Source organism: Pseudomonas sp. Gutcm_11s, from assembly GCF_028649395.1.
Taxonomy (GTDB): domain Bacteria; phylum Pseudomonadota; class Gammaproteobacteria; order Pseudomonadales; family Pseudomonadaceae; genus Aquipseudomonas.
The window spans coordinates 117,484-143,201 of sequence record NZ_JAQSUW010000017.1 but is presented as its reverse complement, the minus strand read 5'-3'; the positions used below and the strand labels follow the sequence as shown (position 1 = coordinate 143,201).

Sequence of the window (25,718 nt, the reverse complement as noted above, 5' to 3'; positions counted from 1 at the left end):
TCCGCCTTGAGCCTAGCGCCTCCGCGCTGTTCCGGCTGGTTATCGCCGGCCGTGCGTGGCGACCGCCGCTCTGGGGCGGCCGCTAGGCGCGGTTAAAGATGACCCACGGTCACTTTTTCAGCTTGGGATTGGGGAAGAACTGCACGGTCTGCCCCTTGCTCGCCGCCGGCTTGGGCGCGGCCTGGTTAACCCGGGTGCCGACTTCCTTGGGCACCGACTGGCCCTGGGCGTTGAGGGTGTCGGCGTAGCCGCAGGCCACGCACTCGCGGTGCGGCGTGCCGTCCTCGTCCCACATCTTGATTGTGTCCATCGCGCTGCACGCCGGGCACACGGCGCCGGCGATGAAGCGTTTTTTCACCTCGCTCATCACGCCGCCTCCTGGCTCAGGCCGAGGTGGCGCAGCAGGGCGTCGATGCTCGGCTCGCGGCCACGGAAGTCGACGAACAGCACCATCGGCGCCTGCGAGCCGCCACGAGCCAGGATCGCCTCACGGAAGGCGCGGCCAGTGGCCGGGTTGAGCACGCCGTCTTCCTCGAACTTGGAGAAGGCGTCGGCGGACAGCACTTCCGCCCACTTGTAGCTGTAGTAACCGGCCGCGTAACCGCCGGCGAAGATGTGCGCGAAGCTGTTGGCGAAGCGGTTGAAGGCCGGCGGACGGATCACCGCCACTTCGTCGCGGATGCCTTCCAGCACCTGCAGCACGCTGCGGCCGTCGCCATGGGTGGCGTGCAGCTCGAAGTCGAACAGGCTGAACTCCAGCTGGCGCACCATCATCAGGCCGGACTGGAAGTTCTTCGCCGCCAGCATCTTGTCCAGCAGTGCCTGGGGCAGTGCCTCGCCGGATTCATAGTGACCGGAGATCAGCGCCAGGCCCTCGGGCTCCCAGCACCAGTTCTCCATGAACTGGCTCGGCAGCTCCACCGCATCCCAGGCCACGCCGTTGATGCCGGAGGCGCCGGCGTGCTCGACGCGGGTCAGCAGGTGGTGCAGGCCGTGACCGAACTCGTGGAACAGGGTGGTGACTTCATCGTGGGTCAGCAGCGCCGGCTTGCCGCCAACCGCCGGGGTGAAGTTGCACACCAGGTTGGCCACCGGGCTGATCAGTTCACCCTGTGCCGAGCGGCGCTTGTCGCGGGCGCCGTCCATCCAGGCGCCGCCGCGCTTGTTGGCGCGGGCATAGAGGTCGAAGAAGAAGCGGCCGACGTGCTGGCCGTTCTCGCGAATCTCGAACAGGCGCACGTCCGGGTGCCAGCTGTCGAACTCCTTCAGCTCATTGATCTCGATGCCGTAGAGCTTCTGCACGATGGCGAACAGGCCGGACAGCACCTTGTCGATCGGGAACCAGGCGCGCACTTCCTCCTGGGAAATGCTGTAGCGCTGCTGGCGCAGCTTCTCGCTGAAGTAGCCGACGTCCCAGCTCTGCAGGTCTCTCACGCCCTGCTCGGCAGCGAAGGCCTTGAGCTCGTCCAGGTCCTGGGCGGCGAAGGGTTTGCTGCGCACGGCCAGGTCGCGGAGAAAATGCAGAACCTGGTCGGTATTTTCGGCCATCTTGCTGGCAAGACTCAGCTCGCTGTAGTGCGCGAAGCCAAGCAGGCGGGCCAGCTCCTGGCGCAGGTCGAGCAGCTCGGCCATCACCGGGCCGTTGTCGTTCTGCCCGGCGTTCGGGCCCTGGTCGGAGGCGCGGGTGCAGTAGGCGGTGTAGACCTCTTCGCGCAGGGCGCGGTCGTCGGCGTAGGTCATCACCGCGTAGTAGCTGGGAAATTCCAGGGTGATCAGCCAGCCGTCCAGCTCCTTGGCTTGCGCGGCCTGGGCCATCTGCGCCTTGGCCGAGTCGGTGAGGCCGGCCAGGGCCGCCTCGTCGCTGATGTGCTTGGTCCAGGCCTGGGTGGCGTCGAGCAACTGGTTGGAGAAGCGACTGCCCAGCTCGGAGAGCTTCATCTGGATCTCGCCGTAGCGCTTCTGCTGCTCGGCCGGCAGGTCGATGCCGCTAAGGCGGAAATCGCGCAGGGCGTGTTCGAGGATGGTCTTCTGCGCCACGTCGAAGCTCTCTGCCGCCGGGCTCTTGGCCAGGGCGTCGTAAGCCTCGAACAGCGGCTTGTTCTGGCCCATCTCGGTCCAGAACTCGGACAGCTTGGGCAGGCAGGCCTCGTAGGCGCCGCGCAGCTCGGCGTTGTTGCACACCGCGTTGAGGTGGCTGACCGGGCTCCAGGCGCGACCCAGGCGGGCATTCAGCTCGTCCAGCGCCAGCACCAGGCCGTCCCAGCTCGGATTGGCCTGCTGGGTCTTGAGCAGCTCGGCGATGGTCGCGCGGCTATCGGCGAGGATGGCATCCACGGCCGGCTCGACATGCTCGGGCTTGATCAGGGAGTAGGGCGGCAGGTCGAAGTCTTGCAGCAGGGGATTGGCAGCGGTCACGGCGAGGCACCTTTGATTACGCGAATTCAGAGTCAGGTTATGGGGTCTCGAGCGACCTTTAACAACCGGAATGCGCCGAATGTTAATTACAATCGGCGGCATCCGCAGCCTGAAGGAGACTATCGTGGCGATTCGAACTTACCAGGGCACCGCTCCGCAGCTGGGCCCGCGCGCCTTCGTCGACGCCTCCGCCGTGGTGATCGGCGACGTGGTGCTGGGCGAGGACGCCTCGGTCTGGCCGATGGCCGTGGTGCGTGGCGATATGCACCGCATCCGCATCGGCGCGCGCACCAGCGTGCAGGACGGCAGCGTGCTGCACATCACCCACGCCGGGCCGTTCAACCCGGACGGCTACCCGCTGCTGATCGGCGACGAGGTGACCATCGGCCACAACGTCACCCTGCACGGCTGCACCCTGGGCAACCGCATCCTGGTCGGCATGGGCAGCATCGTGATGGACGGCGCGGTGGTCGAGGACGAGGTGGTGATCGGCGCCGGCAGCCTAGTGCCGCCGGGCAAGGTGCTTGAGAGCGGCTACCTGTACGTCGGCAGCCCGGTGAAGCAGGCACGCGCACTGAGCGACAAGGAGCGCGCGTTCTTCGCCTACAGCGCGGCCAACTACGTGAAGCTCAAGGACCTGCACCTGGCCGAGGGCTACGACCAGTGAGAATGCTCGCCGGCCTCCTCCTGCTGAGCCCAGCGCTGGCCCTGGCCGACGATGTGCGCTGCCTGCAATCGACCGGCGGCGGCAAGCCGATCCAGCTGCAGCTGACCCTGTTCACTGACGAGCAGGGCGGCTGGCGCGGCGCCGGCCAGGTACACTACCGCGGCCAGCCCGGCAGCCTGCCGATCGTGTTCAAGGACAGCGAGGAGGTGATGGCCGTCGAAGGCCGGCCCTCGGAGTTCCGCAGTACCTGGCTGGAAGTACTGCCGGCCGAGGAGAAGCTCGGCGGACGCTATGCATTCCACCATCAGGGTGCGGTGGTCTTCGCCTTCACCTACACCGCCGCCAGCGGCAAGGTTTTTACCTTCGAAGAAACCCCGGCCGCCCTCGACGCCAGCAACAATTGCACCTGGTAACCCGTAGTACAGAGTCCCCCATGCACGCACAGAACATCCTCTTCGACCTCGACGGCACCCTCACCGACCCGCGCGAGGGCATCACCCGCTCGGTGCAGTACGCCCTGGCCAAGCTGGACATCCATGAGCCCGACCTGGCGGCGCTGGAGCACTTCATCGGCCCGCCGCTGCTGCAGTGCTTCATGCAGACCTACCAGCTCAGCGAGGAACAGGGCTGGCAGGCGGTGAACCACTACCGCGAGCGTTTCAAGGTCACCGGCCTTTACGAGAACCGCGTGTTCGACGGCATCGACGCGCTGCTCGGGCAGCTGGTCGAACAGGGCCGCACCCTGTACATCGCCACCAGCAAGCCGACCGTGTTCGCCCGCGAGATCGCCCGCCACTTCGGTTTCGACCGCCACTTCAAGGTGATCTACGGCAGCGAGCTGGACGGCACGCGCACCGACAAGGTCAAGCTGATCGCCCACCTGCTGCAGCAGGAAGGCCTGGACCCGACGCAGACGCTGATGATCGGCGACCGCAAGCACGACCTGATCGGCGCCCATCGCAATGGCCTGCAGGCCGTCGGCATCGGTTATGGCTTCGGCAGCCACGCCGAGCTGATGGCCGAGTCGCCGGCCTGGTACTTCGCCTCGCTGGCCGAGCTGCAGCAGGCCTTCACTCGCCCGTAGCAGCCTGCCAGCCACCACCCAGCGCCCGCGCCAGGGCCACGCTTGCCTGCAGGCGGGCCAGACGCAGCTGGGCGCTCTGGTCCTCGGCGGCGTACAGGGTGCGCTGGGCGTCGAGCAGGTTGAGCAGGTCCTCGGCGCCTGCGCGGTAGCGCCGCTCGGCCAGCTGCAGGGCGCGCTCGGCCTGGGCCTGCACCTCCTGCTGGGCCTGCCACTGGGCCTCGACACCGGCCCCGGCGTTGAGCGCCACCTGCACATCGGCGAAGGCCGCAACGATGCTCTGCCGGTAGGCGGCGAGCAGTTCCTCGCGGCGCGCCGCCGTGCGATCCCGTTCGGCAGCCAGGGCGCCGCCATCGAAGATCGGTGCGGTCAGCGCGGCAGCCAACGAATAGATCGGATCGGCGAACACCCGGTTGAGGCCTCCGCTGGAGCCACTGGCGCCGGCCGACAGGTTCAGCCGCGGCAGCATGGCCGCGCGCGCCGCGCGCAGGTCGGCATCGGCGGCGCTCAGCTGCGCCTCGGCGCGGGCCAGGTCGGGGCGGCGCAGCAGCAGTTCGCTGGGCAGGCCGGCGCTCGCCGAGGGGGCGACCAGTGCAGTCAGCGCGGCACTCGACGGCTCGGCCGGCGCCGCTTGGCCGAGCAGCACGGCCAGGGCGCTGCGCACGTCGTCGGCCTGCTGGCGAAGCTCTTCGCGGGAGCGGCGCTGTTCGGCCACCAGGCCGCGCTGCTGGGCCAGTTCCAATTGCGTCGCGGAGCCCGCCGCCTGGCGCGCCTGCACGGTGGCCAGCACCCTCTCGGCGTTGGCCAGGTTGAGCTCGGCCAGGCGCAGGCGCTCGGCCAGCGCCACCTGGCGCAGCCAGGTCTCGGTCAGGCTGGCGCTGAGGGTCAGGCGCAAGGCGTCGCGGTCGAAGCGGCTGGCAGCCAGCTCGGCCTCGGCGGACTCGCGGTCGGCGGACAGCCGGCCCCACAGGTCGACCTCGTAGCTGGCCGCCAGGCCCCCGCTGTAAAGGTTGCCAGCGGTGTCGGCATCGCCGCCCAAGCGGCCCTCGCGACTGGCACCGAGGTTGCCGTCCAGGCGCGGCAGCAGCGGTGCACCGGCAGCGCGGGCGCTGGCCTCGGCCTGGCGCAGGCGCGCGGCGGCGGCGGCCAGGTCGAAGTTGTCGGCCAGGCCGCGTTCGACCAGGGCATCCAGCTCGGCGCTGGCGAAGGCGCGCCACCACAGCGCCTCCGGCGCCGCAGCGGCGGCAACGGCGTGGTTCCACTCGGCGGGCGCAGCGGGCAGGGCGTCCGGCGCCTCGGGTGTGGCGGAGCAGCCAGCGAGGAGCAGCGCGGCGAGCAGGGTCAGCGGGTATCGGGACATGGAGAACTCGTTCATTCGCTGGCCAGGGCGGCGACCGGGTCGAGGGCCGCAGCGGTCTTCGCCGGCAGGTAGCCGAACAGCAGGCCGGTGCCCACCGCGCAGGCGAACGCCAGCAGCATCGCCGACAGGGAGAAGATCAGCGGCACGCCGGCCACCAGCAGTGCCGCGCCGCCGATCAGGCCGACCAGCACGCCGATGCTGCCGCCGACCAGGGTGACCAGCACCGCCTCGCCAAGGAACTGCCGGAGGATGTCGCGCTGACGCGCGCCGGTGGCCATGCGCACGCCGATCTCGCGGGTGCGCTCGCGCACCGTCATCAGCATCACGTTCATCACGCCGATGCCGCCGACCAGCAGCGACACGGCGGCGATCAGACCGAGCATGCGGGTCATGCTGTCCTGGGTCTCGGCCTCGGCCTGGACCTTGGCCGCAGCGTTGTCGACCTGGAAGTCCTCGCGGCCGTGGCGCGCCAGCAGCAGCTCGCGAGTGGCGGTCTCGGCGGCCTGTACCTGGTCGGTAGAGGCGGCGGTGAGCGCGGCGTATTCCGGCTCGGAGATGTCCTGGTAGACCCGCGCACGCCCTGCGGCGTAGGGGATGAAGACCATCTCGTCGTAGTAGTCGGCACCGGACTCGCGGCCCTTCTCGGCCATCACACCGATGACCTCGAACGGCGCCTCGCCGATCAGCAGTTGCTTGCCCAGCGGATTGGGTTCGTCGCGGAAGAAGAACTTGCGCGCCTTGTGCCCGAGCACCACCACCGGCGCCAGGTCCTGATCCTCGGCGGCGGTGAAGAAGCGCCCCTCGGCCACCGGCCAGTGCTGGATCGCCGGCAGCTGCTCGTTGCTGGCGAACACGTAGATGTCACGCGAGGCATTGCCGTACTGGACCATGCGCGGGTTGCCGATCACCGGGGTGAACAGGTCAATCTCCGGCAGACGACCGAGGGCCTCCAGGTCGCCCTCGCTGAGCACGCCCCAGGGGCCGCCTTCCGGCGGCTGCGCGGCGTACAGGTAGAGGGTGGTGGCGCCCATCGAGGCCATCTGCGCCAGGACCTTCTGCTTGGTGCCCAGGCCGATGGCGAGCATGACGATCACCGAGGCCACGCCGATGACGATGCCAAGCAGGGTCAGGGCGGTGCGGAAGCGATTCAGCAGCATCACCCGCCAGGCCGAACGCAGCACCTCGCCAAGGGCGCTCCAGCCAGCGCCGTGCACACTCATGCCGTCGAAGCGCGGCGCCGGCAGGGCGGCCGGATTAGGCTGCGCGCCGCTGTCGCCAATGATCGCACCGTCGCGGATCTCGATGACCCGCTGGGCCTGGGCGGCCACCTCGCGGTCGTGGGTGATCAGGATCACCGTGTGCCCGGCCGCCGCCAGCTCGCGCAGCAGAATCATGACCTCACGACCGCTGTGCGAATCGAGAGCGCCGGTGGGTTCGTCAGCGAGGATGATGCGCCCGCCGTTCATCAACGCGCGGGCGATGGACACCCGCTGCTGCTGGCCGCCGGAGAGCTGGCCGGGACGGTAGTCCAGGCGCTCGCCCAGGCCCAGGCGGGTGAGCAGGGCGCTCGCTCGCTGGCGACGCTCGTCGGCGGACATGCCGGCGTACAGCGCCGGCACCTCGACGTTCTCGCAGGCCGATTCGGTGGCGATCAGGTGGTAGCCCTGGAACACGAAGCCGAAGGCCTCGCGGCGTAGCCAGGCCAACTGGTCGGCGTCCAGTTCGGCGACATCGTGGCCGGCGAAGTGGTAGCTGCCGGCGCTGGGTCGGTCGAGGCAACCGAGCAGGTTCATCAGGGTCGACTTGCCCGAGCCGGAGCTGCCGACAATGGCGACGAATTCGCCGGCGGCGATGCGCAGGTCGATGCCGTGCAGCACCTCGACTTCCGGTGCGCCGTTCTGCCCTCCGTAGCGGCGGCGGATGCCGCGCAGTTCGATCAGCGGTGTGTCGCTCACCACTGGAACCTCGACGGCGCGGGCGCGCGCTCGCCGGTGACCAATAGTTCGCCCTCGCCCAGACCGTCGACCACCTCCACCAGCTGGCGGCTGCGCGCACCTACGCGTACTTCACGCGCGGCAGCACGGCCGGAAGCTTCCAGCACGCGAGCGCTGAACAGCCCGGCCTGGCCCTCCACCGGCTGCAGGGCGGCCAGCGGCGCAGTCAGCACGTCATGCGCGGCAGCGGTGACGAAGGTCACCTGGGCGGTCATCTGCGGCATCAGCTCGCCGTCGTCGTTGGCCACGTCGAACAGCACGGTGTACTGCACTGCCTTGACCGTCTGCGGCACCGCGGCGGACTCGCCGGAGGCGCTCGGCGTCACCGGCGGCGCCGGCAGCACCTGGCGCACCTTGCCGTGCCAGCGGCGACCATCGCCACCGAGGGTGGTGAAGTACAGCGGCATGTCGACCCGCACGCGGCGGATGTCGGCCTCGGACACCTTGGTCCAGGCGGTCATCGCGCCGAGGTCGGCCAGGCGCAGCACGGTCGGCGTCTGGTAGGTGGCGTTGAGGGTCTGGCCCTGTTTGACGTCGACGCCGATCACCGTGCCGGCGATGGGTGCGTAGATGCGCGTGTAGCTCAGCTGCGCCTCATTGCCGCGCAGGCGCGCGCTGGCCTCGGCGATCTGCGCGCGCAGCTGGCGCAGGCGAGCCTCGGCGGAACGCAGGGTGGCGACGGCGATCTGCACGTCTTCCTCGCGGGTCGCCTCGTCGGCGGCCAGCCGCTGCTGGCGCAGGTGCTGCTGGCGCGCCAGGTCGAGCTGCGCCTGCTGCTCGGCCAGCTGCGCGCGCAGGCCGTCGAGGGCCGCGCGGTCGGCCTCGACCGAGGCCTGGTGCAGGCTGGCGTCGATCTCGGCGAGCAGCTGGCCCTTCTCCACCCGGTCGCCGGGCTGCACGTGCAGGCGGGTGACCTGGCCGGACACCTGGGCGCCGACGTCCACCGACTCGCGCGGCTGCAGGGTGGCGATGGCGGTGACGCTGGCCTCGACGTCGCCGCGGCCGATGGCCACGGTGTCGTAGGCCACCGCCTCGTCCCAGGTCAGCCAGATCAGCGCCGGCACGCCGAGGATCACGGCGGCCGCCAGGCCACGACGCAGGAGCGGGGAGAAACGCGAGGTCATCTACTACATCTTCCTTGAAGGAGGCCGGCTCAGCCGGCGGTCAACAACAGCACCGGCAGGCCGGCGCCGGCCGCAACGGCGGCCAGCAGGGCGGCAATACGCGGACGATAGGGCAGCAGCAGCACCAGCACGAAGGCGCCGACGCTGAGCATGCCGCACCAGACGACGGGGCCAACGGCGCCACCCCAGATCAGCACGCAGGGCCATACGGCCAGCGCCAGCAGCAGCCAGCCGGCCACGCGCAGCAGGCGCTGGCGATTGGGCGCCTTGGCCTTCCACACCTGGGCGTGGTGGCGGTCCATGGCCAGGCACAGGCCGGCCATGCCGGCGTAGCAGAGCGCGGCGGAGAGAATCACGGCGAGGGTCAGGGTCATCACTGCGCCTCCGCCACGACGGCGCGCTGGCGATTGCGCGCCGGCGCCACTCGCGGCCGGGTCAGGCGCCAGGCGCCCCACAGCGACAGCACGCCAGTGCCCAGCGCCACCAGCTCGACCCCGGCACGCTCGCCGTCACCGCGCTGCAGGTAGCTGAACAGCTGGTCGCCGACGGTCAGCCAGTTGAGCAGCGGCAGCAGCAGGCACAGGGCGGCCAGCGCCAGCAGCTGCTCGACCCAGGCCCGCGCAGCAGGACGCAGGCCAGCGTGAACGAAGCTCAGCAGCCAGACGGCGAAGAACACCACGATCTCCCATTCCGGGCGGTCGGCGATGCCCAGCGGCAGCAGGCGGTTGCCCCAGAAGAACGCCACGCAGGCGATGGTCAGGCCGGTGAGGGTGCCGACGTTGAGCACTTCGATCACCCGGTACACACGCGGCGTGGCGCTGCCGAACTCGTTCAGCGAACGCTGGCGACGCTTGACCATGAACAGCAGGGCGCCGGTGGCCAGCATGGCCGCGCCGGCCAGGCCGCTGAAGAAGTACAGCCAGCGCACCAGGTGGCCGCCGAACGCGGCGAAGTGCAGGTTGGCCATCACCGACTGCACGTCCTGCGCGGCGCCGCCCCGCAGCTCGCCGGGCATCTGCACGTCGGTCTGCTCACCGGTCACGCCGTTGAAGAACACCCGGCCGCCGCCGTCGCCGAGCAGTCGGTACTCGCCCGGCTTCTCGATGAAGCGGCCGAACACCAGCACCGAGGAACTGGTGTCGTTGGGGTGCTCGATGCTGACGAAGCTGGCCGGGCGCTGCAGCTGCTGCTCGGCGTGCAACAGCAGGTCGTCGAACTTGGCCAGCGGCGCGGCGATGCCGGTGATCTCCTGGTGCTGCGGCTGGGTCAGCAGGTCGGCGAAGTAGGCCTCTTCGTTGTCGTAGTGCGCGAGGATGCCGGCCGGCATGTATAGCGCGTAGAAGGTCGCCAGGCCGGTGTAGGCGATCATCAGCTGGAACGGCAGGCTCAGCACCGACAATGCGTTGTGCGCATCCAGCCAGCTGCGCTGGCCCTTGCCCGGACGGAAGGTGAAGAAGTCCTTGAAGATGCGCTTGTGGATGACGATGCCGCTGACCAGCGCCACCAGCATGGCCATGGTGAAGGCACCGACGAACCAGATGCCGGCGGTACCGCCGTGGAATTCGAAGTGCATGTGCACGAAGTGGTGACCGCCTTCGCTGTCACGCTCGCGGGAGCCGTCCACCGGTTTGCCGGTGCTGGCGTCGATGCGGGAGTTGTGGAAGTTCTCCTGCGGGTCCTGCCAGAACAGACGGATCGACGGGTCTTCGTCCGATGGCAGGCCGATGCCCCAGAAATGCGCGTCTGGCTGGTTCTCCTCGAACCAGGTACGGGCCATGCGCACGGCCTGTGGCCGGTCGAAGCCATCGTCCAGGCTGGTGTCGCCGGTGGCCTCGGCGGCCTGCGGCAGGTGCGGCTTCATCCAGCGGGTGATGGGCTCGTCGAACACGCCCAGGCTGCCGGTGAGGAAGATCACGAACAGCACCCAGCAGGCCCACAGCCCGCCCCAGGTATGCAGCCAGGCCATGGCCTGGCGGAAACCGCCCTCGGCCGCGCCGCTCTGTACCTTGCTCATGCGTCACCTCCCAACAGCAGGCCGGCGCCGGTCAGCACCAGCGAGGCGATCAGCAGCACCAGCCAGATGCGCTTCAGGTTCGGCGTGGCGAACGCCCAGACGATCACCGCGGTGTACACCGCGAAGCTGGTCAGCGAGGAGGCGAGGATCGCCTGGCTCTTGGGCAGCGGCAGCACCGCACCGAGGAAGATCACGCTGGCGCAGGTCAGCGCGTATCCGCCAAGCAAAGCAGCCAGGGTGCGCGAGAGCAGCGCGCGAGAGCGGGGGGAAATCGATTTCATCGGCGAACAACCATGGAAGCCGGGAACAGGAAGGCCGCCGGCAGGACCGACGGCGCAGCGTGCGGGCGCAGATACAACGCAGTGGCCCACACTTAAGGACGGATAGACCCGGTAAAACCGGAAGCTCCAGCCCTCGCCAACCTGTGACCGGATGTTTCAGCGGCGCCGGGCGCCGCCGCAACGGACCGATCAGAAGTCCATGCGCAGGCCGAGGCTGGCGTTGCGCGGAGCACCGTAGTAGCTGGAGCTGGAGCTGGTGTAGTACTCCTCGTCCAGCAGGTTGTTGAGGTTGAGGGTGGCGCTGAGCTGCTCGGTAATCGGGTAGCGCGCCATCACATCGACCACGGCGTAGTCGTCCTGGGTGAAGCGCACGCCCAGCGGACCGACGTCATCGCTATAGATCTCGCTCTGCCAGTTGACCCCGCCGCCGACGGTCAGGCCGTTGCCGATGCTGCGCAGGACGTAGGTGGTAAACAGCTTGACGGTGTTCTGCGGGATGTTGGTGTTGAGCTTGTTGCCGTCGGCGTCCTGCACAAGGTTGCGGCTGAAGCTCGCGCTGGCCTGCCAGTCGGTGGCCAGTTCGCCGGACAGTTCCACCTCGAAGCCACGGGTCTCGGTACCGGACTCGGCGCGGTAGGCCTGGCTGCCATCCGGCGCCAATTGGCCTGCGCCCAGGGATACGGCCAGGTTGTCCTGCTCGATCTGGTACAGGGCGATACCCAGGTTCAGGCCGCCATCGAAGAAGGCTGCCTTGCTGCCGATTTCGTAGCCGACGCCTTCCAACGGATCGATATAGGCACCGTCCAGAGTCTTGTAACTCTGCGGTTTGAAGATGCTGGTGTAGCTGCCATATACCGACCAGATGTCGTCGATGTCGTACACCACGCCGGCGAACGGAGTGACCACGCCGGTCTCGCTGCGATCGCTGCCATCGCTTGGTGTGCCGTCGAAGTACTCGTACTTGATCTTGTTGTTCCAGTTGATGACCCGCGCACCGAGGATGAACGACAGATCGTCGCTGGCGCGCAGACGGGTGCTGGCGTAGGCGGCTTTCTGCTCTTCGCTGAAGTCCATGCGGCCATAGGCCTGCAGATCAGGTTTGACCGGAGTCCTGCCATCCCAGGTGTAGATGTTGTCGATCACCGGGAAAGCGCCGCTCACCGGATCACGCCACCAGGAGTAAGTCGGGGTGTTGTAGTCGGTGCGCTGCTGGGTGTAGCCGAAGGTGGCATCGTGCTCCAGACCGAACAGGTCGAAGTTGCCCGCCAGGTTCAGGTCGAAGCTGTTCTGCACCGGCTTGGCTTTCCAGCGGTTGGCGTAAAACACGATCGAAGCCGGATCGGCGCCAGCTGCATAGTTGTTGCCGCCGGCATAGCCACTGAGTTCGTCGTACTCGCTACGACGATTATTCAGGCTCAGCTTGGCCTTCCAGCGCTCGGTCAGGTTGTGCTCGAGGATGGCGAAAGCGGAGACGGCACTGCGATTGGAATAGGCCCACTTGGCAGCGGCGGAGTCCGAATCGTCATGATCGGCCTTGGTGCCGTCGTTGTTGAACAGCGGCAGACCATTACGGGCATGGCCGTCGTAGTCGTCGGACTGCGAGTCCATGCCGAAGGTCAGCAGTGTGTCGGGGGTCAGGTCGGCCTCGATCACGCCATAGAGCACCTGCTTGCGCTCGCTGAGGCGGTCGACGTAGGAGTCGTTCTCCTGGTACGCGCCGACCAGGCGGCCGCGCACGTTGCCGCTCTCGGTCAGCGGGCCGCTGACGTCAGCCTCGGTGCGACGATAGTCCCAGGAGCCGCCGGTGACGCTGACGCTGCTCTTGAATTCCGAGGTCGGGCGCTTACGAATCATGTTCAGGGTGGCGCCGGGGGTGCCCACGCCGTTGGTCAGGCCGGTGGCGCCACGGATCACCTCGACGCGGTCGTACAGGACCATGTCGTTGCTCTGCGCCGGGCTCTCGTAGTTGCTGTCGAGCAGCTGCAGGCCGTCGATCTGGTAGTTCTCGACCTTGAAGCCACGCGAGTAGATGCCGCTGTTGTCGCCACCGTTGCCACCGCTCTGGCTGAGAGTCAGGCCGGGGGTCTGGCGCACCACGTCGGTGAGCTGGGTGAGGTTCTGGTCCTTCATGCGCTGGCTGGTGATCACCGAGACCGACTGCGGCGTCTCGCGGATCGACAGCGGCAGGCCGGTGGCGGTGCTGGTCGAGCCGGTGGTGTAGGAGCCGGTGTCCTCGGTGGTCTCGCCCAGGCCGGCGCCGGTGATGCTGGCGGCATCGAGCTGCAGCGCCGAACCGGCTTCCGGTGCCGGCAGCAGCGAGTAGTTGCCGCTGGCCTGACGCGATACCTGCAGGCCGCTGCCGGACAGCAGGCGCTGCAGCGCTTCATCGGCGGACAGCTGGCCCTGCACGCCCGGCGACTGCAGGCCGCGCACGGTTTCCGGGGAGTACGACACGCTGACGCCAGTGGTGGCGGCGAAGCTGTTCAGCGCCGACTCCAGCGAACCCGCGGCAATCGCAAAGTCGTGCTGCGCCGCCACGTTTTCTGCCCAGACCGGCTGCACCTGCACCAGGCCGACGACCGGCAGCGCCAGCACCGCGCCGAGCAACGCACGGTTGATGGCCACACCCAGCGGGCTGAGGCGGGGGGAGCTACGAAGCAACGAAGTACTGCGCGGAGCGGTCTGGCGCGACATGGAAGGTTCCTGGGAGAGGGTTGGCAGGGAGCGCACTACGGGCGCTTTCCTAACCAAGTCGAATGAGAAGCGAAATCAACAACACCCCAGGCAAAAATATTTTCACGCCGCCTCAGGCCGGCTCGATGCGCACCCAGTAGCGGGTGAGACGATTTACCCGCAGCGGCAGGGTGCCACTCAGGTTGTCCAGCACCGCATCGCTGTCGGCCAGCTGGAAGGCGCCGGAGATGCGCAGCCCGGCCAGCGCCGGGTCGCAGGACAGCAGGCCCGGGCGATAGCGCGCCAGCTCGTCGATGAAACGCGGCAGCGGCCAGTCGCTGACCACCAGCATGCCGCGCAGCCAGGCATCGGCGTTTGCCTCCAGCGGCTCGATGGCGCCGCAGGCCGTGGCGCTGTACCACAGCTGCTGGCCGGCCTCGACCCGCAATGGCTGGTCCGGCGCGTCCAGCGGGCGTACCTCCACCGCGTGCTGCAGCACGCGCACCTGGGTGCGCTCGCCTTCCTGGCGCACCAGGAAGCGGGTGCCGAGCGCGCGGATGCTGCCCTGCTCCGTGTGCACCACGAAGGGCCGATCCTTAGCATCTCTGGCGGTCTGCACATGGATCTCGCCACGGCGCAGATACAGTTCGCGCAGGCGTTCGCCGTAGCTGATGTCGAGGGCACTGTCGCTGTTCAGGCGGACCTGGCCGCCGTCTTCCAGGCGCAGGCTGCGGCGCTCGCCAACGGCGGCGCACTCATCGGCGCGCAGGCGGCGCATGGGTGCGGATTGCCAACCAAGGCCGGCCGCACCGCTACCAAGCAGCAGCAGGCCGAGCAGCTTGAGACTGTCGCGCCGGCGGCCATTGACCCCGCGCAGCGCGGCAGGAGCGACGCCGCCTGGCAGGCCGCCCAGCTTGCCCTGCAGGCGCTCCATGCGGCTCCAGGCCTGGCGATGCGCGGCATCGGCGGCCAGCCAGCGGCGATGGGCCTCGCCCGTGGCGGCGCATTGCGGTGCGGCCTGCAGGTCCAGGTGCCAGTTGGCGGCGGCCTGCAGCACGGCCAATGAGGGTTGTGCGACTCCGCCCATGCCTAGTCGCCCATCAGCAGCAGGCATTGGGTCAGCCCGCGCACTACGTACTTGCGCACGGTGTTGGTCGACACGCCCAGACGCTGGCCGATCTCCACGTGGCTGAGGCCATCGAGCTGGGCGAGCAGGAAGATTTCGCGGCAGCGCGGACCGAGGCCGTCGAGCAGGCGGTCGATCTCCAGCAGGGTCTCGAGGATCAGCGCGCGCTCTTCCGGGGAGATGTCCAACGGCTCCGGCAGCGCGGCGAGAGCATCCAGGTAGGACTGTTCGAGGGCGCGACGGCGGAAGCCGTCGATCATCAGACTACGGGCGATGCTGCTCAGGTAGGCACGCGGCTCGCGCAGATCGAAGGCCTGGCGGCTGGCGAGCACGCGGACGAAGGTGTCCTGGGCCAGGTCGGCGGCATTCTCCGTGCAGGGCAGGCGTTTGCGCAGCCAATGGCGCAGCCAGTCATGGTGCTCGCGGTAGAGCACCTGGACGGCTTGCTGGGTGGCGATGTCGACGGCCTGATCGGGGGAGCGCAAGGAGAGAACCTAAATGATAATTCCTATCATTCATTCTCTTATGAAAGCACCCTCTCTCGCAAGCCAGCGCGGTGCCGTCAGTCGTTCTTCTGGTAGATGATCTTCTTGCTGCCACCCTCGCAGCTGCCGACCACCATGTTGGTGTCCTCGACTTCGCCGGCCGGCACGACTTCCAGGGTGTAGCTGGTGACGTTGGCGGCCTGGATCTTCACCTCGATCTCCTGCTTCAACTCCTCGCAGGGCTTGGGTGCGCCCAGCACCTGGGTACTCAGCAACGTGGCCAGGGCGGCCATTGTCCAGCGTTTCATGCAGACATCCTCGCGGCTCGATCAGGCAGTTCTAGCTCCGTTAGAGCAAGGCCGCCAGCGCCCGTTCCCGCTCGCCCGCCGGCAACCGGCCCAGCTCGGCGGCGCGCCAGTAGAAGTCGCGCCAGTCACCCCGGGCCTGGCGGAACAGCGCGGCAAAGGCCTCCACCCACTGGTCGTAGAGGCCGAACGGCAGCAGCCGGGCGTTGTTCAGCGGCTGCGCCATCCAGGCGTCGTAGCGCCGGTCTCCGCCCCACTGGCCATCACGCAGGGTGCGGTACTCGGTGCGCAGGCGCTCGAATTCGGCAGCCTTGCCGGCACGCTTGTGCGCATCGTCGAGCGGGCCGGTGTAGAGCGCCTGCAGGCGCTCGCGGCTGGCCAGGATCAGCGCGGTGAACTGCCGGCGCTGCTGCTCCTGGTGTGCATCCGCAGGAGCCAGGCCGCGCGCGGCGCGCCACTGACGCAGGCCTTCCTGCTCGACGAAGCTGGCGAAGGACTCGTTGAACGCGGTGTCGTCGGTCACATACAGCTGCTGGTGCGCCAGCTCGTGGAAGATCACCGCGGCCAGGCGCTCGTCGTCCCAGCGCAGCATGGTGTTGAGGATCGGGTCGTCGAACCAGCCCAGGGTCGAGTAGGCCTCGATGCCGGCGACATAGGTGTCCATGCCCTCGGCCTGCAGCAGCGCGGCAGCGCCACGGGCGCGCCCCTGGCGGTAGAAGCCGCGATAGGCCACGCAGCCGGCGACGGGGAAGCAGTGGGTCAGCGGCGCCAGCGACAGCTCGGGCGTGGCGAACACGTTCCACACCACATAGGGCCGCCCCAGGTCCGCATACAGCCGGTAGCTGCGATTGTTCGGCAGGGCCAGTTCGGCGCTGGCGAAATCGCGCGCCTGCTGGGCCAGCGCCAGGCGCTGCTGCAGTTTGGGCTCGGTCTGTGGATCGACGAGCAACTCGGCCACCGGCTGGCGCGCCGCGAGCAGCTCGAGTTGGCCACGGCTGACCTGGGTGTAATAGTCGAGGCTGGCGCAACCGCTCAGCAGAACGCCGAGCAACAGCGGAACCAGGCACCGCGCGCGGCGGTCGAGTAGGGCGATAGGCATTTCCCGAGCCTATTGCATTGCCCCTCTGCCAAGGAAGCCCGCCATGCGCAAACCCCTGCTGCTCTGCCTGCCCGTCCTGCTCAGCGGCTGTTCGCTGCTGATGCCGATGCACGACCCCGAGCAGGCCTGGATCGAACTGCACGAGCGTGAGGATGGCCGCCTGGAGGCCGTGCAGGTGGATGGCCAGACACTGGACGACCAGCGCTACTTCCAGATCCCGCCCGGCCGCCACGAGCTGCAGGTGCGTTTGCGCTTCGAGGTGGCCCCCGGCGACACCGGCACGGCCGCGGCGCTGCCACGCACCTGCCTGCTGACGCTCAACTACGCCGACTTCGCGGCCGGCCAGCGTTACCGGCTCAAGGCCGGCAGCCGCGGTTTCCGCCCCTGGGCACAGCTGCAGGACGAGCATGGCGAGAACCTCGCCCGCGCCCGCGAAGGCCGCTGCGGAGCCGTCTGATCGGCGTTATGCTGAGATTCTCGCCCCGGAGAACGCCTCATGCGCCTGCCCCTGCTGCTATCCCTGCTCACCCTCGGTGCCTGCGCCAGCCCGCTACCGCCGCATTCGGCAGACCAGGCCTGGGTCGACCTCTGGGCCAGCGGCGCCGAACTGCTGATGGCGCACAAGCTCGACGGCAAACAGACCGCCGATGGCCGCTTCTTCCAGGTCAGCCCCGGCGCCCATGAGCTGGAGGCGCGCTACAAGTTCGAGGTCAGCCAGGGCGGGATCGGCAGCCTCACCGAGCCACGCGAGGTGACCTGCTACCTGCGCGTGCGCTACGACAACTTCGTCGCCGGCCAGCGCTACCGCATGGAAGCCCGGCCGCAGCTGCTCAAGGCCCAGGGCTGGCTATACGGCGCGGACCGCCAGGTGCTGGCCCGCGCCCAGGTCGTGCGCTGCGGCACCTTCTAGCGTTCGCTCGCTAACTCTGTAGCGTCGCCTGCAGGGTGATCTCGGCATTCAGCACCTTGGATACCGGGCAGCCACTCTTGGCCGCCTCGACCGCCTGCTCGAAGGCCTCGCGGCTGGCGCCCGGCACATGGGCCGTCAGCGTCAGGTGCACGGCGCTGATACGAAATCCGTCGCCCTCCTTGTCCAGCGTCACCTCGGAGCGGGTGTCGAGGGCCGTAGCGGTCATGCCGGCGTCGCCCAGCTGCTTGGCCAGGGCCATGGAGAAGCAGCCGGCATGGGCCGCGCCGATCAGCTCCTCGGGGTTGGTCCCCGGCTGGCCCTCGAAGCGGGTATTGAAACCGTAGGGGTTGTCCTTGAGGGCGCCGCTCTGGGTCGAGATGCTGCCCTTGCCGTCCTTGATGCCGCCCTGCCAGTGGGCAGAGGCCGTCTTCTTGATGCTCATGTCGCGCTCCTCTCGTCGGTGGTTACCAGTTGAGAGGAACGCGGCGGCGGCAAAGTTCGCCCTGTTTCAGCGCAGGCCGGCGGCAATCTCGAAGCTGCGCAGGCGGTGCTCCGGCTGGTACAGGTCGCAGGTGAAGATCAGCTCGTCGGCGCCGGTCTGCTCCAGCAGCACCTCCAGCCGTGCGCGCACCTTCTCCGGCCCGCCGACCACGGCCAGGCCGAAGAAGTCGCCCACCGCCTGCTGCTCGTGGGGCTGCCAGCGGCCGGCCATGCTCTCCACCGGCGGACGCAGCACCAGACTCTCGCCACGGATCAGCGCGAGGATGCGCTGGAAGGCGGTGGTGGAGAGGAATTCGGCTTCCTCATCGGTGGGCGCGGCAATCAGCGGCACGCCGATCATGGCGTAGGGCTTGTCGAGCACGGCCGAGGGCTGGAAGTTTTCACGGTAGATGCGCAGCGCCTGGTGCAGGTAGCGCGGCGCGAAGTGCGAGGCGAAGGCATAGGGCAGGCCCTTCTGCGCGGCGAGCTGGGCGCTGAACAGGCTGGAGCCGAGCAGCCAGATCGGCACCCCGCTGTCCACGCCCGGCACCGCCAGCACGCGCTGGCCAGGCTGGCGCGGGCCGAGCAGCTGTTCCAGCTCGGCGACGTCCTGCGGGAAGTCATCCGGGCTGCCGAGGCGATCGCGGCGCAGGGCGCGGGCGGTGGCCTGGTCGGCGCCCGGTGCGCGGCCGAGGCCCAGTTCGATACGCCCCGGATAGAGCGAAGCCAGGGTGCCGAACTGCTCGGCCACCACCAGCGGCGCGTGGTTGGGCAACATGATGCCGCCGGAGCCCAGGCGCAGGGTCGCGGTATTCGCCGCCAGGTAGCCGAGCAACACGGCAGTGGCGGAGCTGGCGATGCCCTCCATGTTGTGGTGCTCGGCCACCCACATGCGCGAGAAGCCGAGCTTCTCGACATGCCGCGCCAGGTCGAGCGAGCGCTGCAGGGCAGGGCCGGCGCCGACGTCATCGTCACGCATGGGCGCCAGGTCGAGTACAGAGAAGGGGGTGTTGGACAGCTTGCTCATCGGAGGCCTCCTGAGGTCATGCAACCCATATGGGGCCACCCGGCGCAAATGAAAAGGCCGGAGTCCCTCATGAGACTCCGGCCCGGTGCGCGCGGCGGCGTATCAACCGCGCTGGTAGGCGATTTCCTTGCTGCCGGCCTCGCAGCTGCCGACCACGGCCTTGTCACCGGCGCCACCCTTGTCGACCACTTCCAGGGTGTAGGCGGCGACGCCTTTTTCCTTGAGCTTGGCGTCGATCTCCGCCTTCAGCTCGTCGCAGGGCTTGCCGGCGGCCAGGGCCGAGCCGGCCAGAGCGAACAGGGCGATGCCCAGGGTCAGTCGCTTCATCTTCAACACTCCTTCGTTGGTAAATGCACGGGACCATCCGCCCCGGACCGGGCAAGCCTAGCCCAGGGCTGCCGGGAAAACCGTGCGGTGATCAGCTGTTGCTGATGCGGAAGCCGACCTTGAGGTCGACCTGATAGTGCGCCACCTTGCCGTCGACGATATGACCGCGGGTCTCGATGACCTCGAACCAGTCCATGTTGCGCACGCTCTTGGCGCATTCGGCAAGGGCGTTGGCGATGGCATCCTCGATGCTCACCTTGGAGGTGCCGACGACTTCGATCTTCTTGTAGGTGCGGTGATCGGACATGAAGCTCTCCTTGTTGCGAACGTAGGTAAGACGCTCGCAGTTGTGGCCCGCCAGCGGCGGATTAAGTTCAGATTAGCTGCCAGCCGCGCCGCCTGCCGGTGCGCTGGCAGGGCCCCGATCGAAGCCACGCGCCCTCGCCTGGCGCCCATACCCCAAGGCCCGCCCCGCGCACGGCCATTCCCAAACCCCTCGCGCAACCCGTAGAATTGCGACAAATTCCTATTTGCACTCGATTCATGGGAAGGACGGGTATGTCCACGGGGGCTTTCGACGCGCCGTCCGGCGCGCAGCTGGATGCGCTCTACCGCGATCATCACGGCTGGCTGCAGGGCTGGCTGCGCAAACGCCTGGGCGACCGCGAGCGTGCCGCCGACCTGGCCCAGGACACCTTCCTGCGCCTGCTGGTGACCCGTCGTATGCCGGCGTTGGGCGAGGACCGCCGCTACCTGGCGCAGATCGCCCGCAACCTGGTCATCGACCAGTGGCGCCGCCAGCGCATCGAACAGGCCTACCTCGATACCCTCGCCGCCTTGCCGGAACCGGAAACGCCGTCGCTGGAAGCCCGCGCCATGATCATCGAGACCCTGCTGCAGATCGACACCATGCTCGATGCCATGCCGCGCAAGGTGCGCGAAGCCTTCATGCTGGCGCAGTTCGAGGGCTTGGGTTACGCCGAGATCGCCGAGCGCCTGCAGGTCAGCGTCAGCTCGGTACAGAAGTACATGATCCGCGCCATCGCCGCCTGCTACCAGGTGCTGTACGCCGAATGAAAGCCGACAGCCACGCGCCCATCGCGCCCGCCATCGTCGAGCAGGCCAGCCACTGGCTGATGCTGCAGTGGGACGGCCAGTTGGTCGGCGAACAGCAACACAGCTTCGCCGCCTGGCAGGCCGCCAACCCCGAGCACCAGCGCGCCTGGCAGCGCATGCAGCAGCTGCAGCAGACCCTGGCCAGCGTCCCCGGCGAAACCTCGCGTGCGGTGCTGCGCGACATGCCGGACCAGCGCCGCCGGCACACGCTCAAGCTGCTCGGCCTGCTGCTGATGGCCGGCGGCAGTGGCTATGTGGCGCAGTCGCAACTGCCCTGGCGCGAGGCCATGGCCGACCTGCGCAGCGGCACCGGCGAACGCCTGCAACGCACCCTGGCCGATGGCAGCCAGCTGAGCCTGAACAGCTCCAGCGCGGTGAACATCCTGTTCGGTCCGAATGAACGCCGCCTGCGCCTGCTGACCGGCGAACTGCTGCTGGACAGTGGCAAGGACCCGGCCGGGCGGCCGCTGATCGTGGAAACCGGCGCCGGGGAGATCCAGGCCCTGGGCACGCGCTTCTCGGTCTACGAAATGGATGGCGGCAGCCGTGTCGAACTCTACGAGGGCGAGCTGGAGCTGCGCCCGCGCAGTGCCCAGGCCACGCGCCTGCAGGCCGGGCAGAGCCGCTGGTTCTCCGCCTCGCGCCTCGGCCCGCTGACGGCAGCCGATCCCAACCACAGCGCCTGGCAGCAGGGCCGGCTGATCGCCGAGCGCATGCCGCTCGGCCAGTTCCTCGCCGAGCTGGCGCGCCACCGCCCGGGCGTGCTGCGCTGTGATCCGGCAGTCGCCGGTCTGGAGCTGACTGGCGTGTTCCCGCTGGCCGACACCGACCGCGTGCTCACCGCCCTGCAGCAGTCGCTGCCGATCCGGGTGACCAGCCTGACGCGCTACTGGATCACGGTCGTGCCCGCCTAGATCGATCCCGCCCAACAGGACGCCGACTTCTAGCCAAAAGCCCGGCAGAAAATATTTCACCACCCTCTTGTCGGTTTCGCCGCATCGCTCGGGATACCTCTTGAACTCAATCTAGAAGCATTCTCAAGAGGATCGATCAGAATGCCGTATCTGCCCGCTTCCACCCGTTCCCGGCTGAGCCTCGCGGTTCGCCACGCTCTGTTCACCGGCCTGCTGGCCGCCACGCCCCTGCTGCTGACCGCGCCACTGGCCCAGGCTGCCAACGCCTCCAGCGAGCAGAGCCGCAGCTACACCATTCCCGCCGGCCCGCTGGACCAGGCGCTGAACCGCTTCGCCAGCGAGGCCGGCATCCTGCTCTCGGTGGATGCCCAGCTCACCGCCGGCAAGCACAGCGCCGGACTCAACGGCAGCTACACGGTGGAAGAAGGCCTGGCGCAGCTGCTGGCTGGTACCGACCTGCAAGCCGTCAGTTCCGGCGGCAACTACCTGCTGCAGTCGATGGGCAGCGGCAGCACGCTGGCACTCGACACCGCCAGCATCCAGGGCCAGGCCTACAGCTCGGCCAGCACCGACGACGGCTATGTGGCCAAGCGCGCCAGCGTCGGCTCGAAGACCGATGCGCCGCTGCTCGAGACGCCGACCTCGGTCTCCGTAGTGACCCGTGAGCAGATCGAGGCGCAGCAGCCGAAGACCGTCGCCCAGGCGCTGCGCTACACCCCCGGGGTAAACGCCGAGCTGGCCGGCCCGCAGTTCGTCACCGACCAGATGATGATTCGCGGCTTCCAGATGGGCACCGGGCGCATGCTGCGCGACGGCACCCGCACCTTCCTGCCCGACTTCCTCGGCTGGGACGCACCCGAGCCCTACGGTCTGGAGCGCATCGAAGTGCTGCGCGGCGCCAGCTCGGTGCTCTACGGCGTCTCCGACCCGGGCGGCCAGATCAACCTGGTGAGCAAGCGGCCCACCGCCGAGCCGCTACGCCACGTGCAACTGCAGGCCGGCAATCTCGACTACCGGCAGGGCGCCTTCGATGTCAGCGACGCGCTGGATGAAGAGGGTATCTGGAGCTACCGGCTGACCGGCCTGCTGCGCGAAGCCGACGCACAGACCGACCACATCACCAACCGCCGCCAGTACGTCGCCCCGGCGATCAGCTTCCGCCCCAGCAGCGACACCGAATTTACCGTGCTCGCCGAGTACCAGAAGCAGACCGGCAACTTCGCCAACCCGCTGCCCGCCGCCGGCACCGTGTTCGGCACGGCCCAGGGCCGGCTGGATCGCGACACCTACGTCGGCAACACCAACTACGACAACATGACCAACGAGAAGACCTCGCTGGGTTACGTGTTCGAGCATCATCTCGACGACGTCTGGACCCTGCGCCAGAACCTGCGCTACAGCTACTACCGCCAGGACAGCGCGGAGCTGGCCATCTACGGCCCGATCGCACCGCCGCTCTATTCGCGCTACCTGCAGGAGCGCGAGGGTGATGGCCGGCTGTTCACCGTCGATACCCAGGCCCAGGCCGACTTCGCCACCGGCGACGTCCAGCACACCCTGCTCGGCGGCTTCGACTACAACAACGGCAAGTTCGACCAGACCCAGGACCTGAGCTTCGTCGGCGAAGTCTTCGACGTGTTCAACCCGGTCCATGACGAGCCGCTGACCTTCATTCCGCAACCCGCCTTCAGCTCCGACTACCAGCAGAAACTCAGCCAGACCGGCGTCTATCTGCAGGACCAGCTCAAGCTCGACAACTGGGTGTTCGTGCTCGGCGGGCGCTACGACTGGACCAGCGACCAGCGCGACGACCGCGCCCCACAAACGCAGAAGGACGAGCGCTTCACCGCCCGCGCCGGCGTGGTCTACCTGTTCGACAATGGCCTGGCGCCCTACGCCAGCTACAGCGAGTCGTTCCTGCCGACCATCGGCCGTGCCGCCGACGGCTCGCAACTGGAGCCGACCATTGGCAAGCAGTACGAGATCGGCCTGAAGTACGAGCCGGTCGGCTACAACGCGCTCTACACCATCGCCACCTTCGACCTGACCCGGGAAAACCTCACCGAATATCTGCCCTTCGGCGTCGTGCGCCAGGACGCCGAGGTGCGCTCCAAGGGCATCGAGCTGGAAGCCAAGGCGGAGATCGTCCAGGGCCTCAACCTGATCGGCAGCTACACCTGGAACGACGTCGAGGTCACCGAATCGAACACCGGCACCGAGGGCACCACGCCGTTCCGCGTACCGGAGCACATGGCCTCGCTGTGGGCCGACTACCGTGTGCAGGGCGGTGCATTGAGCGGCCTGCGCCTCGGCGCTGGCGCGCGCTACGTCGGCAGCACCTACGGTGACTCAGCCAACAGCTTCAAGGTCGACAGCTACAGCGTGGTCGACGCGCTGGTCAGCTACCCGCTCGGCCAGCTCGCCGCCAACCTCGAGGGCGTCGAGCTCTCGCTGAACGCGGTCAACCTGTTCGACGAGGACTACGTGGCCGGCTGCTTCAACGACGTTGGCTGCCAGTACGGCCAGCAACGCACGGTCTACGCCACCCTCGACTACAACTGGTGATCTAAGCCACAGGGCTCTCCGTTCTCTGATCGTTCCCACGCTCGGCGTGGGAACGCCTCTTGAGGTTCACCGTGCCCGTACGCGGAACGTCATAGTCGGGGTACTCACGCAGAGCGTGGGTACCATCAGCTCCACCTTGCCCATTCCCAACTGCCCACACTCCCTCGTAGAATTGCGACAAATTCTTATTCGCACTCGATTCAGGGGTAGAAGCGGGCATGTCCACCGAGGCTCTCGATGCGTTGTACCGCGCGCACCACGGCTGGCTGCGCGGCTGGCTGCGCCAGCGCCTGAACAATTCCGCCGATGCCGCCGACCTGGCCCAGGACACCTTCGTCCGCGTGTTGCTGGCACGCAGCGCCAGCACCCTGAAAGAGCCACGCCACTACCTGGCAACCGTGGCCCGTGGCCTGGTCATCGATCTCTATCGCCGCCGCTCGCTGGAGCAGGCCTACCTCGACGTGCTGGCCAGCCTGCCCGAAGCGGTGCATCCCTCCCTCGAAGAACAGGCGCTGGTTCTCGAAGCGCTAGTGCAGATAGAACGCATGCTCGACGGCCTCGGGGCCAAGGTGAAGCAGACCTTCATCCTGTCCCAGCTGGAAGGCCTGAGCTACGCGCAGATCGCCGAACGCCAGGGCATCGCCCTGCGCACGGTGAACAACCACATGGCCAAGGCGATGGAGCACTGCTGCCTGATGCTGGCGGAGCTGTCATGAGCCAGGCACAACAGATTGGCAGCACCGAGCGCGAGGCGATTCGCACCGCCGCACAGTGGTATGCACGGCTGACAGCGGAAACTGCTAGCGAGGGCGAACAACTTGCCTGGCAGCGCTGGCTGGAGTCTGACCCTGCCCATTACGCGGCCTGGCAACGCATCGAGTCGGTGCGCCAGCAGATGGGCCAGGTGCCGGGCCAACTGGCCGCCAGCACCCTAGCCGCCGCCGGTCAGTCGCGGCGGCGCGTGCTGCTGGGCATGGCACTGCTGGTCTCCGCCAGCGGTGTCGCCGGCCTGGGCTGGCGCAGCGATACGGGCCGGCGCCTGGCGGCCGACTTCCGCACCACAGTCGGTGAGCGGCGCAGCTTCACCCTGGCGGACGGCAGCCAACTGTTACTCAACACCGACAGCGCGGTGGACGCCCTCTTCGATGAACAGCAACGGCTGCTGGTCCTGCGCGGCGGCGAGGTACTGATCGAGACTGCGCCCGATCCACTCGGGCGACCCTTCAGCGTCGCCACCGCGCACGGCAACGTGCGCGCCCTCGGCACGCGCTTCACCGTGCGCGTCGACGACAACGGCAGCAACGTGGCGGTATTGGCCAAGGCCGTCGAGGTCAGCACCCCCGGCATGCCCACACCCGTGCGGCTGGAGGCTGGCCAGCAGACCCGCTTCACCCGCGCCGGAGCGCAGCCTCCACAGACCAGCCACGCCGACGTGGCCGCCTGGCAGCAGGGCAGTCTGATCGCCATCGACCGCCCACTGGGCGAGCTCATCGACGAACTGGCGCGCTACCGCAGCGGCTGGCTGCGCTGCGACCCCGCCATCGCCGGTGTGAAGGTCTCCGGAGCCTTCCCGCTGGACGATACGGATCGCGCGCTGGACGCCCTGGAGAAGGGTTTCCCCATCCGCGTCGTACGCCGCACGCGCTACTGGGTGAGCTTGGTACCACGCAGCTGACCGACTCGCCCAGCAGTACGCACAACGCTCCACGCAGAAAATTTTCCGACGCCTTGCACTTTTGCCACCCCTAATTCGGC

Annotated in this window: 27 protein-coding genes; 10 read left to right on the top strand and 17 right to left on the bottom strand. The window is 68.2% G+C overall.

The genetic code is table 11. The annotated features are described in order from the left end of the window. Positions 1 to 109 precede the first annotated feature (109 nt). Together PTT45_RS19155 and prlC are read right to left on the bottom strand one after the other, a co-directional pair. Positions 110 to 367: a YheV family putative zinc ribbon protein gene (locus PTT45_RS19155; RefSeq protein WP_273815500.1), complete on the bottom strand. Its 258-nt coding sequence runs from the start codon at positions 365 to 367 to the stop codon at positions 110 to 112. Further along, positions 367 to 2,415, bottom strand: a complete 2,049-nt coding sequence (gene prlC / locus PTT45_RS19150) for an oligopeptidase A (RefSeq protein ID WP_273815498.1) — start codon at positions 2,413 to 2,415, stop codon at positions 367 to 369. The genes PTT45_RS19155 and prlC overlap by 1 nt, the downstream gene beginning before the upstream one ends. Before the next feature lie 124 nt (positions 2,416 to 2,539). Between prlC and PTT45_RS19145 the strand changes: the two genes are divergently transcribed. Genes PTT45_RS19145 through PTT45_RS19135 form a run of 3 tightly spaced genes read left to right on the top strand, consistent with a single transcriptional unit; the run spans position 2,540 to position 4,166 of the window. Further along, entirely contained in the window at positions 2,540 to 3,082 is a 543-nt protein-coding gene (locus tag PTT45_RS19145) for a gamma carbonic anhydrase family protein (protein ID WP_273815497.1), read from the top strand. A gap of 2 nt (positions 3,083 to 3,084) precedes the next feature. Further along, positions 3,085 to 3,495: a hypothetical protein gene (locus PTT45_RS19140; RefSeq protein ID WP_273815496.1), complete on the top strand. Its 411-nt coding sequence runs from the start codon at positions 3,085 to 3,087 to the stop codon at positions 3,493 to 3,495. Between the two features lie 20 nt (positions 3,496 to 3,515). Further along, complete coding sequence (locus PTT45_RS19135) at positions 3,516 to 4,166, top strand: HAD family hydrolase (protein ID WP_273815495.1); 651 nt, start codon at positions 3,516 to 3,518, stop codon at positions 4,164 to 4,166. Here the strand turns inward: PTT45_RS19135 and PTT45_RS19130 are convergent. The 11 genes from PTT45_RS19130 to PTT45_RS19080 form a co-directional block, all read right to left on the bottom strand. Continuing rightward, complete coding sequence (locus PTT45_RS19130; protein ID WP_273815494.1) at positions 4,153 to 5,523, bottom strand: efflux transporter outer membrane subunit; 1,371 nt, start codon at positions 5,521 to 5,523, stop codon at positions 4,153 to 4,155. The two genes, PTT45_RS19135 and PTT45_RS19130, sit on opposite strands and share 14 nt — an antisense overlap. 11 nt (positions 5,524 to 5,534) lie before the next feature. Continuing rightward, on the bottom strand, positions 5,535 to 7,478 hold the full coding sequence (locus tag PTT45_RS19125; protein WP_273815493.1) for an ABC transporter permease: 1,944 nt from the start codon (positions 7,476 to 7,478) through the stop codon (positions 5,535 to 5,537). Next, entirely contained in the window at positions 7,475 to 8,641 is a 1,167-nt protein-coding gene (locus tag PTT45_RS19120) for an efflux RND transporter periplasmic adaptor subunit (protein WP_273815492.1), read from the bottom strand. The genes PTT45_RS19125 and PTT45_RS19120 overlap by 4 nt, the downstream gene beginning before the upstream one ends. Positions 8,642 to 8,670: 29 nt before the next feature. After that, positions 8,671 to 8,997: a DUF3325 domain-containing protein gene (locus PTT45_RS19115; protein ID WP_273816039.1), complete on the bottom strand. Its 327-nt coding sequence runs from the start codon at positions 8,995 to 8,997 to the stop codon at positions 8,671 to 8,673. A 17-nt stretch (positions 8,998 to 9,014) separates the two neighbouring features. Then, positions 9,015 to 10,655, bottom strand: coding sequence for a PepSY-associated TM helix domain-containing protein (locus tag PTT45_RS19110; protein WP_273815490.1), 1,641 nt, complete (start codon positions 10,653 to 10,655; stop codon positions 9,015 to 9,017). Next, positions 10,652 to 10,936 (bottom strand): hypothetical protein, encoded by a 285-nt coding sequence (locus PTT45_RS19105; RefSeq protein WP_273815488.1) that lies wholly within the window; start codon positions 10,934 to 10,936, stop codon positions 10,652 to 10,654. Before PTT45_RS19105 ends, PTT45_RS19110 begins: the two co-directional genes overlap by 4 nt. Before the next feature lie 189 nt (positions 10,937 to 11,125). Continuing rightward, on the bottom strand, positions 11,126 to 13,630 hold the full coding sequence (locus PTT45_RS19100) for a TonB-dependent siderophore receptor (protein WP_273815486.1): 2,505 nt from the start codon (positions 13,628 to 13,630) through the stop codon (positions 11,126 to 11,128). A 112-nt stretch (positions 13,631 to 13,742) separates the two neighbouring features. After that, on the bottom strand, positions 13,743 to 14,696 hold the full coding sequence (locus tag PTT45_RS19095) for a FecR domain-containing protein (RefSeq protein ID WP_273815484.1): 954 nt from the start codon (positions 14,694 to 14,696) through the stop codon (positions 13,743 to 13,745). A gap of 2 nt (positions 14,697 to 14,698) precedes the next feature. Continuing rightward, entirely contained in the window at positions 14,699 to 15,220 is a 522-nt protein-coding gene (locus PTT45_RS19090; protein ID WP_273815482.1) for a sigma-70 family RNA polymerase sigma factor, read from the bottom strand. Between the two features lie 77 nt (positions 15,221 to 15,297). Next, positions 15,298 to 15,528, bottom strand: coding sequence for a DUF1161 domain-containing protein (locus tag PTT45_RS19085; protein WP_273815480.1), 231 nt, complete (start codon positions 15,526 to 15,528; stop codon positions 15,298 to 15,300). Between the two features lie 40 nt (positions 15,529 to 15,568). Continuing rightward, a complete protein-coding gene (locus tag PTT45_RS19080; RefSeq protein ID WP_273815478.1) occupies positions 15,569 to 16,624 on the bottom strand; it encodes an aminopeptidase in 1,056 nt (351 codons plus the stop codon). 43 nt (positions 16,625 to 16,667) lie between these two features. Here PTT45_RS19080 and PTT45_RS19075 point away from each other — a divergent pair, with 43 nt between their 5' ends. Continuing rightward, positions 16,668 to 17,081 (top strand): PA0061/PA0062 family lipoprotein, encoded by a 414-nt coding sequence (locus PTT45_RS19075; protein WP_273815476.1) that lies wholly within the window; start codon positions 16,668 to 16,670, stop codon positions 17,079 to 17,081. A 39-nt stretch (positions 17,082 to 17,120) separates the two neighbouring features. Then, positions 17,121 to 17,534 (top strand): PA0061/PA0062 family lipoprotein, encoded by a 414-nt coding sequence (locus tag PTT45_RS19070; protein ID WP_273815474.1) that lies wholly within the window; start codon positions 17,121 to 17,123, stop codon positions 17,532 to 17,534. Between the two features lie 10 nt (positions 17,535 to 17,544). Here the strand turns inward: PTT45_RS19070 and PTT45_RS19065 are convergent, their stop codons facing one another. The 4 genes from PTT45_RS19065 to PTT45_RS19050 form a co-directional block, all read right to left on the bottom strand. Beyond that, positions 17,545 to 17,970 carry an OsmC family protein gene (locus PTT45_RS19065; protein WP_273816038.1) on the bottom strand — a complete coding sequence of 142 codons (426 nt, stop codon included), beginning with the start codon at positions 17,968 to 17,970 and terminating at the stop codon, positions 17,545 to 17,547. 72 nt (positions 17,971 to 18,042) lie between these two features. Next, positions 18,043 to 19,041, bottom strand: a complete 999-nt coding sequence (locus PTT45_RS19060; RefSeq protein ID WP_273815472.1) for an LLM class flavin-dependent oxidoreductase — start codon at positions 19,039 to 19,041, stop codon at positions 18,043 to 18,045. Positions 19,042 to 19,143: 102 nt separating this feature from the next. Beyond that, a complete protein-coding gene (locus PTT45_RS19055; protein ID WP_273815471.1) occupies positions 19,144 to 19,368 on the bottom strand; it encodes a DUF1161 domain-containing protein in 225 nt (74 codons plus the stop codon). A 91-nt stretch (positions 19,369 to 19,459) separates the two neighbouring features. After that, entirely contained in the window at positions 19,460 to 19,675 is a 216-nt protein-coding gene (locus tag PTT45_RS19050; protein WP_043312181.1) for a dodecin, read from the bottom strand. 251 nt (positions 19,676 to 19,926) lie between these two features. Here PTT45_RS19050 and PTT45_RS19045 point away from each other — a divergent pair, with 251 nt between their 5' ends. From PTT45_RS19045 to PTT45_RS19025, 5 genes are all read left to right on the top strand, one after another. Next, entirely contained in the window at positions 19,927 to 20,445 is a 519-nt protein-coding gene (locus PTT45_RS19045) for a sigma-70 family RNA polymerase sigma factor (RefSeq protein ID WP_273815467.1), read from the top strand. Further along, positions 20,442 to 21,398, top strand: coding sequence for a FecR domain-containing protein (locus PTT45_RS19040; RefSeq protein ID WP_273815465.1), 957 nt, complete (start codon positions 20,442 to 20,444; stop codon positions 21,396 to 21,398). The genes PTT45_RS19045 and PTT45_RS19040 overlap by 4 nt, the downstream gene beginning before the upstream one ends. A gap of 141 nt (positions 21,399 to 21,539) precedes the next feature. Then, positions 21,540 to 23,963 carry a TonB-dependent siderophore receptor gene (locus PTT45_RS19035; RefSeq protein WP_273815463.1) on the top strand — a complete coding sequence of 808 codons (2,424 nt, stop codon included), beginning with the start codon at positions 21,540 to 21,542 and terminating at the stop codon, positions 23,961 to 23,963. A 218-nt stretch (positions 23,964 to 24,181) separates the two neighbouring features. After that, positions 24,182 to 24,679 (top strand): sigma-70 family RNA polymerase sigma factor, encoded by a 498-nt coding sequence (locus tag PTT45_RS19030; RefSeq protein WP_273815462.1) that lies wholly within the window; start codon positions 24,182 to 24,184, stop codon positions 24,677 to 24,679. Then, positions 24,676 to 25,638 (top strand): FecR domain-containing protein, encoded by a 963-nt coding sequence (locus tag PTT45_RS19025; protein ID WP_273815461.1) that lies wholly within the window; start codon positions 24,676 to 24,678, stop codon positions 25,636 to 25,638. Before PTT45_RS19030 ends, PTT45_RS19025 begins: the two co-directional genes overlap by 4 nt. Positions 25,639 to 25,718: the final 80 nt, after the last annotated feature.